The 16,428-nt window shown below is 71.0% G+C and carries 11 protein-coding genes and 1 tRNA gene; 11 read left to right on the forward strand and 1 reads right to left on the reverse strand.

Features of this window, described 5'->3' with window-relative positions; genetic code table 11:
• Positions 1–87 precede the first annotated feature (87 nt).
• The 6 genes from ACFVKT_RS02265 to ACFVKT_RS02290 all read left to right on the forward strand — a co-directional run bounded on the left by ACFVKT_RS02265 (position 88) and on the right by ACFVKT_RS02290 (position 9,654).
• A complete protein-coding gene (locus ACFVKT_RS02265; RefSeq protein WP_385726642.1) occupies positions 88–873 on the forward strand; it encodes an IclR family transcriptional regulator in 786 nt (261 codons plus the stop codon).
• 246 nt (positions 874–1,119) lie between these two features.
• Positions 1,120–2,415, forward strand: a complete 1,296-nt coding sequence (locus tag ACFVKT_RS02270; protein ID WP_385726644.1) for an enolase C-terminal domain-like protein — start codon at positions 1,120–1,122, stop codon at positions 2,413–2,415.
• Between the two features lie 53 nt (positions 2,416–2,468).
• Positions 2,469–3,155, forward strand: a complete 687-nt coding sequence (locus ACFVKT_RS02275) for a ThuA domain-containing protein (RefSeq protein WP_385726646.1) — start codon at positions 2,469–2,471, stop codon at positions 3,153–3,155.
• Complete coding sequence (locus ACFVKT_RS02280) at positions 3,140–4,219, forward strand: Gfo/Idh/MocA family protein (protein WP_385726648.1); 1,080 nt, start codon at positions 3,140–3,142, stop codon at positions 4,217–4,219. Before ACFVKT_RS02275 ends, ACFVKT_RS02280 begins: the two co-directional genes overlap by 16 nt.
• 220 nt (positions 4,220–4,439) lie before the next feature.
• A complete protein-coding gene (locus ACFVKT_RS02285; RefSeq protein ID WP_385726650.1) occupies positions 4,440–7,460 on the forward strand; it encodes an alpha-mannosidase in 3,021 nt (1,006 codons plus the stop codon).
• Positions 7,453–9,654, forward strand: a complete 2,202-nt coding sequence (locus tag ACFVKT_RS02290) for an ROK family protein (protein WP_385726652.1) — start codon at positions 7,453–7,455, stop codon at positions 9,652–9,654. Before ACFVKT_RS02285 ends, ACFVKT_RS02290 begins: the two co-directional genes overlap by 8 nt.
• Positions 9,655–9,663: 9 nt before the next feature.
• Here ACFVKT_RS02290 and ACFVKT_RS02295 read toward each other — a convergent pair whose 3' ends face one another.
• Positions 9,664–10,905, reverse strand: coding sequence for a glycoside hydrolase family 71/99-like protein (locus ACFVKT_RS02295; RefSeq protein WP_385726654.1), 1,242 nt, complete (start codon positions 10,903–10,905; stop codon positions 9,664–9,666).
• A gap of 330 nt (positions 10,906–11,235) precedes the next feature.
• On the opposite strand from ACFVKT_RS02295, the gene ACFVKT_RS02300 reads away from it, so the two are divergent.
• The 5 genes from ACFVKT_RS02300 (at position 11,236) to ACFVKT_RS02320 (ending at position 16,341) form a co-directional block, all read left to right on the forward strand.
• A complete protein-coding gene (locus tag ACFVKT_RS02300) occupies positions 11,236–12,972 on the forward strand; it encodes an FAD-dependent oxidoreductase (protein ID WP_385726656.1) in 1,737 nt (578 codons plus the stop codon).
• 19 nt (positions 12,973–12,991) lie between these two features.
• On the forward strand, positions 12,992–13,855 hold the full coding sequence (locus tag ACFVKT_RS02305; protein ID WP_385726658.1) for an intradiol ring-cleavage dioxygenase: 864 nt from the start codon (positions 12,992–12,994) through the stop codon (positions 13,853–13,855).
• Positions 13,852–14,934 carry a maleylacetate reductase gene (locus ACFVKT_RS02310; protein ID WP_385726660.1) on the forward strand — a complete coding sequence of 361 codons (1,083 nt, stop codon included), beginning with the start codon at positions 13,852–13,854 and terminating at the stop codon, positions 14,932–14,934. The genes ACFVKT_RS02305 and ACFVKT_RS02310 overlap by 4 nt, the downstream gene beginning before the upstream one ends.
• Positions 14,935–15,325: 391 nt before the next feature.
• Positions 15,326–16,093 carry an NPP1 family protein gene (locus ACFVKT_RS02315; protein WP_385726662.1) on the forward strand — a complete coding sequence of 256 codons (768 nt, stop codon included), beginning with the start codon at positions 15,326–15,328 and terminating at the stop codon, positions 16,091–16,093.
• Positions 16,094–16,267: 174 nt separating this feature from the next.
• Positions 16,268–16,341 (forward strand) — tRNA-Pro (locus ACFVKT_RS02320).
• Positions 16,342–16,428: the final 87 nt, after the last annotated feature.

Consider the following 16,428-nt stretch of genomic DNA (forward strand, 5'->3'; position numbering starts at 1 on the left):
ATAGCGTCAAGACGCATGCTGCGATGAGGTGTTGAACCGGTCAGCCGAGGGGCGCCGGGGCGGGGAGGCGGAGGGCCAGTGGAATCGGTGACAGCGACAGCGCGCGGGCGCAAGGTCGAAGAGGTCAAGTCCGCCGCTCGGGTACTCGAAGTGCTCGAACTCCTGGGGCAGGACGGCGCCAGGCTCTCGCTCGCCGAGATGGCGAGCGCCATGTCGGTGCCGAAGAGCAGCCTGCACGCGATCCTGCGCACGATGGAGGCGCGCCGCTGGGTGGACGTCGACGCCTCCGGCACCCGCTACAGCCTCGGTCTCAAAGCCCTCCTGACAGGCACCGCCTACCTGGAGGGCGACGACGTCACGAGCCTCGCGGGGCCCGTCCTTGACGCCCTCGCCGAGGAGACGGGGGAGGCCGTCCACCTCGGCAGACTCGACGGCACGAACATCGTGTACCTGGCCAAACGCGAGTCCCGGCACGCCCTGCGGATGTACTCGGCGGTGGGGCGCAGACTCCCCGCGCACGCCACCGCGCTGGGCAAGGCGGTGCTCTGTCAGTACGACCCGGCCGAGGTGCAGCGCCGGCTCGACTGGCCCCTGGAGCGGCTGACCCCGGACACGGTCGTCGACCCGGACGCCCTGCTCGGACAGCTCGCCCAGACCCGGCTGCGCGGCTGGGCCGTGGACGACGGCGAGAACGCGGTGGACATCCGCTGCGTGGCCGTCGCGCTCGGGGTCGCCCCGGACGGCGGCGACGCGATCAGCTGCTCGGCTCCCCGCAGCAGGATGGACGACGAACGCATGGAGGAGGTGGCGCAGGCCGTGACCGAGGCGGCGCACTCCCTGCGGACTCTGCTGAAGCGGATCGGGCAGCGCTGACAGGTTCTTGGGCGGCGCTGACAGGTTTCTCGGGCGGCGCCGAGAGGTCCCTGGGCGGCGCGCCGAGAGATCCTCGGGCAGTGCTGAGAGATTCTCGGGCAGTGCTGAGAGGTCCTTTACGCCCCCGGGGGATGGCGTTCAGGCCACCCCGATGCCATATTTGGCAGGGCCGTTGACAAACCCATGGGGCGCTTCGTACGTTCGGATGGCAGTACGTCATTCTGCTATCCGTACGCGGGAGTTTGCATGGCTCAGCCTGATGCCCGCACGCCCGTCCTTGCTCCCGTGCTCGCTCCGGCCCCCTGGGTCGAGGAACGCGGCGCGAAGATCCGCATCACTGCCGTCCGCACGTTCCTGACCGCCCCGCACGGCTGCCCCCACCTCGTGGTGCGCGTCGAGACCAACGAGCCGGGGCTCTACGGCCTCGGCTGCGCCAGCGACCCGCAGCGCACCCTCGCCGTCCGCACGGTCCTCGACGAGTACCTCGCCCCGCTGCTCCTCGGACGGGACCCCGACGACATCGAGGACATCCACCGACTGCTCCTCAACAGCGCCTATTGGCGCGGCGGTTCGGTCACCGGGAACGCCCTCGGCGGTGTCGACGTAGCCCTGTGGGACCTCAAGGCCAAGCGGCTCGGGGCACCCCTGTACTCGCTGTTCGGCGGCCGGGTGCGCACCGGTGCCGAGGCCTACACGCATGTCGACGGCGCCGACGAACGGGAGATCGCCGACCGGGTGGCCGCGGCCCGGGAGCGCGGGTACCGGCACGTCCGTGTCCAGGCCGCCGTACCTGGCGCGGACACCTACGGCACCGGAGGAGCGGCCGGCGACCCGGCCGCCGTACGGGCCCGGCGCGTCCCCTGGGACTCGGCCGCGTATGTGCGGACCGTCCCGAAGATCCTCACCCGGGTGCGTGAACTCGTCGGTGACGACGTCGAGTTGCTGCACGACGTGCACGAGAGGCTCGATCCACGCCAGGCGCGGGACTTCCTCCGGCGCGTCGAGGACGCGGGTCTCTACTTCGTCGAGGACCTCCTCGCACCCGAGGACTCCGGGCACTTCGCGCGCCTGCACGCGGCGTCCCCGGTGCCGCTCGCGGTCGGTGAACTCTTCAGCGACAGCGCCCAGTTCACCGCGCTCCTCGGCGGCCCCGACATCGACTTCGCCAGGCTGCGCGTCCCGACGCTCGGCGGACTCACCCCCGCCCGCAAGCTCGCCGCGCTGTGCGAGCTGCGCGGCGTACGGCTCGCCCCGCACGGCCCTGCCGACGTCAGTCCCGTCGCCCAGGCGGCGACCCTCGCCCTCGACGTCTCCAGCCACGCCTTCGGAGTGCAGGAGGCGGCGACTTTCGGACCCGCTGTCGCCGAGGTCTTCCCCGGTACGGTCGTCGCACGCGACGGTTTCCTCGTGCCGCCCGAAGTCCCTGGCCACGGCGTCGACTTCAACGAGGTGGCGGCCCGCCGCCATCCCGTGCCGGAACCGCTGGAACACGACCGCTGGGCCCTGCTGCGCAACACCGACGGGAGCGTACAACGACCGTGACAGACGCACTGCGACGAATACCCGTGACCGACGACGCACCGCGAGGGACGGCCGTGAGCGACGTACCGCGACGGGTACCCGCGAGCAAGGCCCCGCGACGAGCACTCGTCGTCCGGGGCGGCTGGGAGGGCCATCAGCCGATCACCATCACCGACCTGTTCCTGCCGTTCCTCAAGGACCAGGGCTACACCGTCGAGACCTCCGAGTCGCTCGACGTTTACGAGGACGCGGACCTCCTCGCGGCCACCGACCTGATCGTGCAGTGCTGGACCATGGGCGAGATCACGCGTGAGCAGAGCGACGGACTCGTCGCCGCCGTGCGCGCGGGTACCGGCCTCGCGGGCTGGCACGGTGGCATCGTCGACTCCTTCCGCGCGGACGTCGGCTACCAGCTTCTGACCGGTGGGCAGTTCCTGATGCATCCGCCCGGCTTCCACGACCACAACGTGCACCTGGTGCCCGAGCGCGCCGACCACCCCGTCATTCAGGGTCTGAGTGACTTCCGCGTCCACACCGAGCAGTACTGGGTGTCCACCGACCCGCTGATCCACGTACTGGCGACGACGACGTTCGAGCCCGACGAGGAGCGGGACCGAGCCGTTGTCATGCCCGCCGTGTGGACCAGGAACTGGGGCGCGGGCCGGGTGTTCGTGTCCACCGTCGGACACAAGCCGGACGACTTCGACGTGCCCGAGGTGCGGGCGCTCACCGAGAGGGGACTGTTGTGGGCGAGCCGCTGAGGATCGGCATGGTCGGCGCGGGCAAGATCAGCGGGGCCTACCTGGAGACGCTGGCCCGCCTCGACTCCCTACGGCTCACCGCCGTCACCGACCTCGACCTCGACCGGGCGAAGGAGGCGGCCTCCCGGGCATCCGGCGACGTACGGGTCGCCGCTTCCGTCGTAGACCTCGTGACCGGGGACGACGTGGACGCCGTCCTCAACCTCACGATCCCCGCGGCCCACGCGGGAGTCGCCCTCGTCGCGCTGTCGCTGGGCAAGCACGTCTACGGCGAGAAACCCCTGGCGGCGACCCGCGAGGAGGCCGAGTCGGTGCTCGCCGCCGCCCGGGCCGGCGGACTGAGGGTGGGCTGCGCGCCGGACACCGTCCTCGGCACCGGCACCCAGACCGCCCGCAAGGCCGTCGACGACGGACTCATCGGCAGGCCGGTTTCCGCGACGGCGTTCATGGCCTCGGCGGGGCCCGAACCCTGGCACCCCGACCCTGAGTTCTACTACCGGCCGGGCGGCGGACCCCTTCTCGACATGGGCCCCTATTACCTCTCGGCGCTCGTGCACCTGCTCGGCCCCGTCGTACGCGTCACCGGCGCAGCGTCCAGGCCACGCGCCGAACGCGAGATCGGCAGCGGTCCCCGGGCCGGAACACGTTTCCCGGTGGAGGTCGACACGCACATCACCGGCATCCTGGAACACGCCGGCGGCGCCCTGTCCACCCTCGTCATGAGCTTCGACGTCCGCGCCGCCCGGCTGCCGCGGATAGAGGTCCACGGCACCGAGGGCTCGCTCTCCGTCCCCGACCCCAACGGTTTCGACGGGCTCGTCGAACTCCACCGCGGCAGCGGCTGGGAACCTCTGCCCGTCTCGGCCGGATACCCGACAGCCGGGCGTGGTACGGGACTTGGCGACCTGGCCGAGGCGATCGCCGCGGGGCGTCCGCATCGCGCGTCGGCCGAACTCGCCCACCACGTACTGGACGTGATGCTCACTCTGCTGGATGCCGCCCAGGGCGGCAGGTCCCTGCCGGTGAACACCACGTGCGAGCGGCCCGAGCGCGTGGATCAGTAGCTTCCGACTGAAGGCGGCAGGCCCTCCTGCCGCCTTCACACGCGCTCGGAATGTCAGCCCAATTAATTGACGCGAACGTCCTTTCGTGGAGCTGAATTCCCCTGACAATTCCCCCTGGTTACCTTGCGATCTGCAAGAAGAAGGAACGAGTGAGAGGCGTTGACTTGATAACACACATGGTTTTACATGGCGGTTACTGGCTGGACAGGAAGGGCTTCCGATGCATGACCGGAGAAAGTCCGGCGAAGAGCGCATAGCCGCATTCCTCAGCGAACGGCTCCGCCCCGCGTTGTATCCGCAGCGGCTGCCCATGGACATCGGCGCCTGGCACATCCCCGGAGAGCCGGTGCCCGTGGGCGTCGCGCTGCGCGCCGACTACACGCCGTTCACGGTGGGGGAGCCCTGGGGCAGCCCGTGGTCGACGACCTGGTTCCGCGTCGGCGCGAACATCCCGGCGCGCTGGGCGGGCCGCCGCGTCGAAGCCCTCATCGACCTCGGCCCCGCCGGTGGCTGTCAGGCCGAAGCCCTCGTCCATGACGAACACGGCATCCCGCTGCACGGCCTGCACACGCACACCGGCGCCGTCCCTGTCACGGCCTCCGCCCGTGGCGGCGAAACGGTTCGCCTCCTCCTCGAAGCCGCCGCCAACCCGCTCATCGACGCGGCCACCGGCAGCGGAGTCCGCTATGGCGACCCGGTCACCGCGGGCGACGCGCCCCTGTACCGGTTCCGGCGCGCCGATCTCGCCGTACGCGACGACGACGTATGGCACCTGCTGCACGACATGGAGACCCTCGACGGCCTCATGCGCGCCCTGCCCGCCGAACTCCCGCGCCGCCACGAGATACGGATCGCCCTGGAGCAGGCGGTCGACGCCGTCGACCCCGACGCCGTCGCCCGAACCGCCGCGGCAGCACGCCGAGTTCTCGCGCCGGCACTCGCAGAGCGCGCTCCCGCATCCGCGCACACGTCAGCGGGCGTCGGGTACGCCCTTCTCGACTCCGGGGGCACCTGGCCGCTGCGCGAGACGGTCCGCGGCTGTGCCCGCACCTTCAGCACGCTGGTCACCCTCGCCGAGGAGTACCCGGAACTCGTCGTCGGGGCCTCCTCGGCCCAGCACTACGCCTGGATGCGGGACCAGCAGCCGCACGTCTTCGAGCGGCTGCGCAAGGCCGTCGCCGACGGCAACTGGGTCCCCGTGGGCGGCACCTGGGTCGAGCCGGACGTCGAACTGGCGGGCGGCGAGGCCCTGGTGCGCCAGTTCGTCCTCGGCCGCCGCTTCTTCCGCGACGAACTCGGCGCGGACAGCGAAGGTGCCTGGCTGCCCGGAGCGAGGGGCGCCTCGGCCGCCTTGCCGCAGATCGCCACCCTCGCGGGCGCGCGCTGGCTCCTCGCGAGGCGCCCTGCCGCCGACCACCCGGCGACCTTCCGCTGGGAGGGCATCGACGGCACCACGCTGTTCACCCACCTCGCGCCCGACATCGCGGCGCTCGCCGACGCCGTGACCGACGTCACCGAAAGCGGCCCCGACACCCGCTCCCTGCTGCCCCTCGGCCGTGCCGCCGAGGGACCCGGCCGCGACACCCTGGAGCGCGCCCGCAGGCTCGCCGACCTGGACGGGTCACCGCGCGTCGCCCTGCGCCACCCCGCGCAGTTCTTCCGTGAGGCGCGGGAGGAGTACCCGCATCCGCCGGTCCGGCGGGGCGGACTCGACCTCGCCCCGCTACAGGGCACGTACACCGGCCAGGCCCGCACCAAGCACGGCAACCGCCGCAGCGAAGTCCTGCTGCACGAGGCGGAACTGTGGTCGGCGACCGCCGCCGTGCGCCACGGCGTCCCCTACCCGTACGACGAACTCGACGCCCTGTGGCGGCGCTTGCTGCTCCAGCAGAGCCGGAGCATCCTGTCGGGCAGCTCCATCGCCTGGGTCCACGAGGACGCCGAACACGAGCACCGCGATCTGCACCGCCGGCTCACCCGCCTGGTGCGGCGCGCGGTCGGTGAACCCGACGGCGCCGGTGTCTGGAACGCCGCGCCGCACCCCCGCCGCGAGGTCGTCACCCTCGCGGCAGGGACCGTCCAGACGTCCGACACGGCTCAGGTCCTGCCCGACGGGCGCCTCGCCGTACTCGCCGACGCGCCCGCACTCGGCGCCGGACCCACCGGCCTTCCTCTCGACGGCACCGCACGCGTGACCGCGCACACCACGGTCGACGGCCAACACATCCTGGACAACGGCCTGTTGAGGGTGCGCGTGGACACGGCGGGGCTGGTCCGCTCAGCCGTCGACCTGGCCACCGGACGGGACGCCCTCGCTTCCGACGGCGCGGGCAACCTCCTCCAACTCCTGCGCGGCGAAGAAAGTCGGGACCTGCTCGGCGCCGGCCAGGTCGAACTGCTGGCGTGCGGGCCCCTGTTGGCGAGGGTTCGCATCCGACGCGGCACGGGACGCTCGACGTTCGTCCAGGACCTGACCCTGACCGCCGGAAGCCACACCCTGACAATCGACACCGAGGTCGACTGGCGCGAGCGTGACACCGTCCTCAAACTGGCCTGGCCGCTCGACGTGCACGCCGAACTCGGCCATGCCGACGTGCAGTTCGGGCACGTCGCCCGACCCACGCACGAGAACGCCGACGGGAGTTCCGCGGAGTTCGCCGCCCACCGCTGGATCCACGTCGGCGAGCACCGCTGGGGCGTGGCCCTGGCCACCGACTCCACCTACGGCCACGACGTCGCCCGGCACACCCGCGAAGACGGCGGCACCACCACTGTCGTACGGCACACGCTGCTGCACGCCCCGAACGGCCCCGACCCGCACGCCGACCGAGGCCTCCACCGCTTCCGGCACACCCTGCGCCCCGGCGCCACCCTCGGCGACGCCATCACCGAGGGATACGCCGTCAACCTCCCGCTCCGCCCGGGCCCGGCCATCGGCCCGCAGCCGCCGCTCGTCCACGTCGACCACCCCGACGTCGTCGTGGAGACGGTGAAACTGGCCGACGACCGCAGCGGCGACGTCGTCGTACGGCTCTACGAAGCACGCGGCGGACGGACCCACGCCGTGCTCTGCGCGGACTTCCCCGTCGAGGCGGTCCACGACACCGACCTCCTGGAGGAACACCCCACACCCCACCCCCATCGGCACGGCCGTGTCCCGCTCACCCTGCGACCGTTCCAGATCCGCACGCTGCGGCTCCGGCGGGCCGGGCAACGCCAGGAGGACAGCAGCGGTGCCTGAGCCACATCCCGACGTGGGCCTCGCGCCCGAAACCCTTGCCGTGCTGCGCGGTTGGGCCGGCAGCGAGGGCCCGCTAGCCACCCGCGCCCATGTCGTCCTGCTCGCCTCCGAAGGGCTCCGCGACGCCGACATCGCGCGCCGCCTCGGCGTGTCACGGCAGACCGTCGGGAGCTGGCGCCACCGCTGGCACAGCGCGGGACTGCCCGGCCTGCGCCAGCGCCCGCGCACCGGCAGGCCCGCGACGGTCGACGAGGCCGAGGTCATCACCCGCGCGCTGCTGGCCCCCGGCGGCAGCGGCGCCAGCCGGGCCATCGCCCGCGAACTCGGCCTCTCCCACGCGACGGTGGCCTCCATCCGCCGCCGCTGGCAGCTCCCGCCCGACGAGTCACCCGCCCCGTACGTGCCGACCCGGCCACCCCTGCCCGGGGCCGACATCTGGGTCATGGGCCTGTACGTCGATCAGGCGCGCGCCGTCCTGCTCGCGGGCACCCGGTCCCAGGCACCGCGGGCCGCCCCGGCCGCGACGGTGATCGGCGAGGACGTCCTGGAGGGCGTGGAACGGGCCTTGTCCACGCTCCGCGCCGCGACCGGTTCCGGGACGGACGCCGACGGTGACAGCACGTTGCTCGCGTACTTGACCGCCGCGGCCGAGCACCACCGGGACATCGCGCTGCACGCCATCGTGCTGTGGGAGAGCGGAGGCGCCCGGCCCGCCCAGGAGCACCGCCGGACCCACTCGCCCGTCACCTTCCACGACCTCCCGGCCAGAACCACCTGGCGCGGCTTCCTGCGCGCCATGATCGCGCTCGACAGCACCAGTCACCCCGAGTCCTCGCGGCGCGTGTACCTCGACCTCGTCGCCGCCCTGCAACGGACCACGCACCGGCCGTCCACGGAACCCGTCCACTGGTTGCGCGAGAACGTCGCCGAGCACCTGCGCGCACCCCATCGGGGCGAACTCCCCTCCCACCCGGCCTCGTTCAGCGGCGTCAACCAGATCGACCTGGGCTCCTTCAACGAGTGCGTGGTCATCGAGTCCGTACGCCTCTCCGGCAGCATCACCCGCGGCGAGATAGCCCACCGCACCGGTCTCACCCAGCAGTCGGTCTCCCGGATCGCCCGCTCGCTCCTGGACCGCGGTGTCCTGGTCGAGGACGCCCAGCGGCGCGCCACCTCCGGAAAACCGCGCACCCCGGTCCGGCTCTGCGGCACCGCCGCGCACGCCCTCGGCCTGCACATCGACCCCGAACTGCTCACCGCCGTCGTCATCGACCTCGACGGCGCGATCGTCTGTACCTGTACGAGGCCGGTCAGCGCCGACATCGATCCCGGCGAGTTCGTCGCCCAGGTCGTCGCGCTGGGCCACGAAGCCCTGGAGAAGGCACAGGGTGCCGTACGCGAGGACGGCCTGCTCGGTGTGGGCGTGGCCGTGCCGGGACCGGTGGACATTGCCTCCGGGACCGTACTCAACCCGCCGCTCATGACGGCCTGGGACGACCTGCCGCTGCTGTACCTCCTCAAGGACCACTTCCCGTGCCGGGTGCTCATCGAGAAGGACTCGCTCGCGGCGGCGGCGGGGGAGCGCTGGATCGGACGTGACCGCAGGGCCCGGGACTTCGCCTACCTGTATCTGGGCACGGGCGTCGGCTCCGGGCTGTACCTCAACGGCGACCTCTACCGAGGAGTGAGCGCCAACGCGGGCGAGTTCGGGCAACTGTGCGCGATCGCCCTCGGGCGGATCGCGGCCGACGGCCGTCCGGAGCTGCTGCCCGAGTGCAACCCCCCGGTCTCCGTACCGGACTTCGCCGCCCGGCTCGGTCTGCGGGTGCCGGGCGGCGGCGGGAGTACGGCAGCCTACCGAGCCGTGGGGCGGGCGGCGGCCGCCGGCGACCCCGCCGCGGTCAGCGCGGTACGGGAGGTGGCACGGGCGGTCGGCGGCGGCGCCCTCGGGCTCGTCGACCTGCTCGACATCGACCTGATCGTGCTCGGCGGCCCGTTCTTCACCGACGACGTCGCGGAGTTCTACCTCGACGAGATCAGCCGTACGGTCAACGAGTTCCCCACCGCGCGCCGACTGCGCCGCGTCGAGGTGGAACGCTCCGTGCTCAGCGCGGAGGCCGCGGCGGTGGGAGCGGCCTCCACGCTGTTCCATGCCGCGTTCACTCCCCGCCTGCGGGGCCGGAACCGCGTCTGAGGCTCCCCCTCACAGGGTCGGTGGGGTGGGCCGTGTGGTCGTCAGGGCGATCTCCTCCTTCAGCATGCGGCCGCCGTCGCCCGTCAGCCGCAGGTAGTAGTCGGAGGAGCAGCGGGTGCCGTCCTCGTCCAGGGCCCAGATGCCCGAACCTGCGGGTACGGAGTCTCCGGTCTCGGCGGTCTTGGCGATCTGGTTGCCCTCGTTGAACTCGTCGTACATCGAGATGTAGATGCCCTGCGCGCCGACGCGGACCATGTTGTAGAACTGCCGCCACATGAAGTCGCCATGGGCACGATGGCGTTCCTGGAGGTCACCCGGCATCACGCACGGCTGGTAGTCGATGCCATGGGCGTCGCAGTCCGCCTGATCGGGTGTGTTGACGCTGGTGAAGAACTGGTCGGACTGGGCGGCGCTGGAGATCCGGCCCACCATCCACGGCGAGATCATGTTGAACGCGTGATACACGTCCGAGAATCCGGCGCGTGAGTCCTCGGTGCCGGTACGCCAGTGCGTTGGCACGCCTCCGATGACGTAACAGCCCTGCGCCTTGAACCAGTTGACGACGTCCAGGCAGGGAGCGGGCTCGAAGGGGCGCCCCGAGTCGTTGAAGCCGAAGCCCCAAATACACACGACCGGCTTTCCGTTCTGCCGTGCGTAGGAACCCGACGCCGTATGCGCCTGCATTTTCGACGTCCAGTCCTCCTTGATCTGGGACTGCATGGACGTCCAGCTCGTGACGTCGTACATGATGTAGAACTTGCGGCCGTTGGCCTCCGCCGCCTGCCGCACCTTCTGCGCCATCGCGTCCCGCGTCGGACCCTCCGAGCCGAAGGGGTTGAACCGCTGCAGTGCGGCGGTGTCGATCGCGTTCTCGCGCATCCACCGGAAGTGTGTGTCGACCGTCTGCTGGTCCCACGAGGTGAACAGGGTCGCGGCCGCGCCGCTCGTCAGGTTCGGATAGTCGGTGGCGAATCCGCGGCTGTACTCGCGCATGTCCGGCCAGGACTTGATGGTGGTGTTGGACAACGACGGCGCACGGCTCATGTCCTGGCTCCAGTGCCACCAGCCGTCGATCGGGGCACCGTCGCCTTTACAGGCGAACCAGCCCTGATAACCGACGGATATCTTGCCGACGACATCGCCCGGCGGGCTCGCGGCCGGTGCGGCGACCGCCTGCTGGAATGCGCCTGTGCCGACTCCCGCCGTGGCGGCGAGCGCGGTGCCGAGAAGGGTTCTTCTTGTGATGCTCACGGAGAATTCCTCCTTGTGGGGGTTCTCCGAAAGTAGGGGAATTCCGCGCTCCGTCACAAGCAGCGGGAAGTGAATGTATCGAGGGGGCCCGGCAATTGATTCGTCAGGCCTCTTATTTTCCGACTTCCGATTCCACCGAATTGTGAGGCGACCTCAGAACGGGTTAATCGGCTACGAACCATGATGTACGCCGGTGCCCGACCGTCACCCGGACCGCCGGGCCGTTGCCCCAGGCAGCGTGAATGTCTCGTAATGAGGCACCCGAACCGCCACCCCACACCGCATGATCAAGAGTGGCAGGTGCCCGTCCACACCCTCAGGAGCCTTCCCGTGCAGACCGTCGAGACCGAAGTACTCATCATCGGGAGCGGCCCCGCGGGCGCCTCGGCCGCGCTGGCCCTGAGCACGTACGGCGTACCGAACATCGTCGCGACCCGCTACGCCCGCCTCTCCGACACCCCCCGTGCGCACATCACCAACCAGCGCACGATGGAGGTGCTCCGCGACCTCGGCGTCGAGCAGGACGTCATCGCGCAGGCCACCCCGCAGCACCTGATGGGCAACACGACCTTCTGCACGAGCCTGGCCGGCGAGGAACTGGGCCGGGTCCGCTCCTGGGGCAACGACCCGCTCGTCCAGGCCGCCCACGAACTCGCCAGCCCCACCCGTATGTGCGACATGCCGCAGCACCTCATGGAACCGGTGCTGGTCGACGCGGCGGTCGCGCGCGGCACCTCCCTGCGCTTCGAGACCGAGTACCTCTCGCACACCCAGGACGCCGACGGCGTGACGGCCACCCTCCGCGACCGGCTGCGCGCAGACACGTACAAGATCCGCGCCAAGTACCTGATCGGCGCCGACGGCGGCCGCTCCAAAGTCGCCGAGGACGCGGGCCTGCCGATGGGCGGCCAGATGGGTGTCGCGGGCAGCATCAACATCGTCTTCGACGCCGATCTGGCCAAGTACACCGCGCACCGGCCCTCCACCCTCTACTGGGTGCTGGCCCCCGGTGCCACCGTCGGCGGCATCGGCGCGGGCCTGGTGCGCAACGTCCGCCCCTGGAACGAGTGGATGATCGTCTGGGGGTACGACGTCACGGCGGGCGCTCCCGACCTGACCACCGAGTACGCGGAGTCGGTCGTCCGGCAGCTCGTGGGCGACGACGACATCCCGGTGACCATCAAGTCGTCCTCGGCGTGGACGGTAAACGAGATGTACGCCGAGACGTACTCCAACGGCCGCGTCTTCTGCGCCGGAGACGCCACCCACCGCCACCCGCCGTCCAACGGACTCGGCTCCAACACCTCCATCCAGGACGCCTACAACCTGGCCTGGAAGCTCAAGCTGGTCCTCGACGGCACAGCGGCCCCGAAGCTGCTCGACACGTACACCACCGAGCGCGCCCCCGTCGGCAGACAGATCGTCACCCGCGCCAACAAGTCCATCGGCGAGACCGCCCCCATCTTCGAGGCCCTCGACGGGCTCTCCCCGCAGACCCCCGAACAGCTCTGGGCCAACATCGCCGCCCGCAAGGACGCGACGGAGGCGGCCGCCAAGCAGCGGCAGGCGCTGCGCGAGGCGATCGCCTTCAAGGTGTACGAGTTCAACGCGCACGGCGTCGACCTCAACCAGCGGTACGCCTCCGACGCGATCGTCCCCGACGGCTCGCCGGATCCCGGCTTCGCGCGCGACCCGGAGCTGTACCACCAGCCCTCCTCCCGCCCCGGCGCCAAGCTCCCGCACGCCTGGATCACCTCCGGGACCCGCACCCTGTCCACCCTCGACACGGTCGGCCGGGGCTGCTTCACGCTGGTCACGGGCATCGGCGGCGAGGGCTGGGTGCGCGCGGCCGGAGCGCTCGACGTGGCGGTCGCCACCGTCGTCATCGGGCCCGGGCAGGAGTACGAGGACCCGTACGGGGACTGGGCGAGGCTGAGCGAGATCTCCGACGCCGGCGCCCTGCTCGTACGGCCTGACGGGTTTGTCGCCTTCCGGTACCCGGCGGCCTCCGACGCCGCCGAGGAGTTGCTGTCGGCGGCGCTGCGACGGATCCTCGGACATGCCTGACGGGACTCAGGGGAGTGGAATGAACACCGACCGCACGACCGATCTCACCAGCGAGGTCGTTGACAGCTTTCAGCGGACCGCCGACCCCCGGCTGTGTGAGCTGCTGACCGCGCTCACCCGCCACCTCCACGACTTCGTCCGTGAGACGGAGCCGACGATGGAGGAATGGGAGCGGGCCATCGCCTTCCTGACCGCGACCGGGCAGATGTGCACGGACACCCGGCAGGAGTTCATCCTCCTGTCGGACGTGCTCGGCGTCTCGATGCTCGTGGAGACCATCAACGGCCATCGCGATCCGGGTGCCACCGAGTCGACCGTCCTCGGCCCCTTCCACATGACCGAGTCGCCGGTCCGCGATCTCGGCGCGAACATCGACCTGGTGGGCAACGGCGAGCAGTGCGTGGTCAGCGGCCGGGTGCTCTCGGCGGACGGCACCCCGCTGCCCGGCGCCGTCCTGGACGTCTGGCAGGCCGATCCCGAGGGCTTCTACGACGTGCAGCGGCCGGACGTCCAGCCCGCGGGCAACGGGCGGGGGCTGTTCACGGCGGATACCGAGGGCCGTTTCTGGTTCCGCACCTGCGTGCCGAGCCCGTACCCGATCCCGACGGACGGCCCGGTCGGCGAGCTCCTGAAAGCGACCGACCGCCATCCCTACCGCCCCGCCCACATCCACTTCATCGCCTCGGCCGCGGGCCACGCCCCGGTCACCACGCACATGTTCGTGGCGGGCAGCGCGTACCTCGACTCCGACGCGGTGTTCGCCGTCAAGAAGAGCCTGGTCCAGGACTTCGCCGAGACCGACGACCCGTCCCTGGCACGGGAGTTCGGCGTCCCGAACCCCTTCCGGTACGCACACTTCGACCTCGTACTGGAGGCGGTATGACCACCGCGCTCGACTTCTCCTACGAGAGCCGGCCCGGGCGGGTCGTCTTCCGGCCCGGCGCGGCGGTCTCCGCGACACCGGGCGAGGTGGCCCGGCTCGGACTGCACAGGGTGCTCGTGGTCTGCGGGAGCCGGGGCTCGGAGGTCGCGCGGGTGGTCGCCGACGCGCTGGGCGACTCCTGCGCGGGGCTGCACGCGGAGGCCCGTATGCACGTACCCGTGGAGGTCGCCGACCGGGCGGTCGAGGTGGCGCGGGCCCTGGGCGCCGACGGCTGTGTCGCGGTCGGCGGCGGCTCGTCGATCGGCCTCGGCAAGGCGATCGCGCTGCGCACCGGACTGCCGCTGGTCGCCGTGCCCTCCACCTACTCCGGCTCCGAGATGACCCCCGTCTGGGGCCTCACCGAGAACGGCGCCAAGCGCACCGGACGCGACCCGGTGGTCCAGCCCCGAACCGTCGTCTACGACCCCGAACTCACCCTCGGGCTCCCCGTCCCCCTCACCGTCACCAGCGGCGTAAACGCCCTCGCGCACGCCGCCGAAGCCCTGTACGCGCCGGACGCCTCGCCCCTCGTCTCCCTCATGGCGGAGGGGGGCGTACGGGCGATGGCCGGGGCCCTTCCCCAGGTGGCCGCGGCCCCCGGCGACCTCGACGCGCGCGGCCGCGCCCTCTACGGCGCCTGGCTCTGCGGGGCCTGCCTCGGCGCCACCACCATGGGCCTGCACCACAAGCTGTGCCATGTGCTCGGCGGCACCTTCGGCCTGCCGCACGCCGAGACCCACACGGTGGTCCTGCCGTACGTCCTCGCGTACAACGCGCCCGCCGCCCCCGACGCGATCGCGGCCTTGTCCCGCGCCCTGGGCACCGACGACGTCCCCCGCGCCCTGCACGACCTGGCCGGAAGGCTCGGCGCGCCCCGCTCGCTCGCAGAACTCGGCCTGAAGGAGGCCGACTTGACGGTCGCCGCCGCGCAGGCCACGACGACGGCTTATCCCAACCCCCGCGAGGTCACCGCGAGCGGTGTACTGGGCCTGCTGACCGCGGCCTACGAGGGCTGGGAGCCGCAGGGCGACACCGTCTAGGGGCGGCGCCAGGGGAGCGCCTGTCCCGGCGCGGCACGCGGAGGGCTCGCTGGCGATGCGCGGCGTGAGCCGGTGAGCATCCCTCGACACGGCCCGTCCTCGGCACGGCCCGTCCTCGGCACGGGCGACGACGGGTCTTCAACTAATGCCAGGGCACGGGGAGTTGGGGAATGGCACCCCACCCGCCTGTCCCGCCGACCCCGGTTCCTCTCCCAATTGATTGGTCGACTTGATTGGTTGACCTGATTGGTCGGCGAGGATTGGTTGACCTTTCATCACTCGGACACCTCCTGACTCTGGCGGTTTCGGCCGTGCCCGGGAAGGATGACCTGGGCATGCCAATACGACCGCCACGAACTGCCCCCACACCGCGGTCGATCAGGAGGACGCAGTGAAAGCAAAGTCGCGCATCGGCCAGGTCTCCCTCATCTTCGGCAGCGCCGTAGCGCTGGTCGTTGCCTTTCCGGGCATCGCCCTCGCCGACCCGCCGTCGGCCCTGCCGGCGAACGCGAACGGGCTGGAGCAGACGTTCCAGCCGGCCTATGACTACGACACGGACGGCTGCTACCCGACGCCCGCCATCGGTCCCGACGGGACCATCAACCCCGGCCTCAACCCGACCGGGGCGCTCAACGGCTCATGCCGGGACTCATGGGACCTGGACAACACCAACGGGTACTCGCGGGAGAAGTGCAACAACGGCTGGTGCGCGATCATGTACGCCCTCTACTTCGAGAAGGACCAGGCGGTGGCCGGCAGCAGCCTCGGCGGGCATCGCAACGACTGGGAACACGTCGTGGTGTGGGTCCAGGACAACGTTGCCAAGTACGTCTCCACCTCCGCCCACGGCGACTTCAACACCTACAGCAGTGACGCGATCCGCTGGGACGGAACGCACCCCAAGATCGTCTACCACAAGGACGGAGTCAGCACGCACTGCTTCCGCCCCGCGAACTCCGCCGACGAGCCGCCGGAGAACCACCAGCACACCTGGCAGTTCCCCCGCCTGGTCGGCTGGGACGGCTACCCCGCCGGTCTGCGCGACAAGCTGAACGCGTACAACTTCGGCAGCGCCGTCTTCGGCCTCAAGGACGGCAACTTCAACTACCACCTCGATCTGGCGAAGCCCGACGGGATCGCGTTCGACCCCAACGCCTGATGAACTGAACTCCGGGGAGCGCCCAGCGCGTCATCGCTCCCCGGCCTCAGCCACGTAACCCTCACCCTCACCCTCCGCTGCGCGACGGGACGGTGACCGCCCGTGCGAGTGCGGCCACTCGCGTGCGGTAGGGTTTACCTGCGTGAACACGGGGGTGACTCCGGTGGAACGCACCGGGACGTGGCGCAGCTTGGTAGCGCACTTGACTGGGGGTCAAGGGGTCGCAGGTTCAAATCCTGTCGTCCCGACGGTGCGAAGGGTCTTCACGGGCGAGAGCCTGTGGGGGCCCTTTTCGTATGCCGGAGCTCAGGCGGCGACGGCCGACCACCGGGTCA

Source organism: Streptomyces sp. NPDC127595 (assembly GCF_042671685.1).
Classification (GTDB): Bacteria; Actinomycetota; Actinomycetes; order Streptomycetales; family Streptomycetaceae; genus Streptomyces.

Coding starts and splice junctions, on each gene's coding strand:
- ACFVKT_RS02270 (WP_385726644.1), top strand. CDS start 1,120: ATGGCTCAGCCTGATGCCCGCACGCCCGTCCTTGCTCCCGTGCTCGCT.
- ACFVKT_RS02305 (WP_385726658.1), top strand. CDS start 12,992: ATGAACACCGACCGCACGACCGATCTCACCAGCGAGGTCGTTGACAGC.
- ACFVKT_RS02285 (WP_385726650.1), top strand. CDS start 4,440: ATGCATGACCGGAGAAAGTCCGGCGAAGAGCGCATAGCCGCATTCCTC.
- ACFVKT_RS02310 (WP_385726660.1), top strand. CDS start 13,852: ATGACCACCGCGCTCGACTTCTCCTACGAGAGCCGGCCCGGGCGGGTC.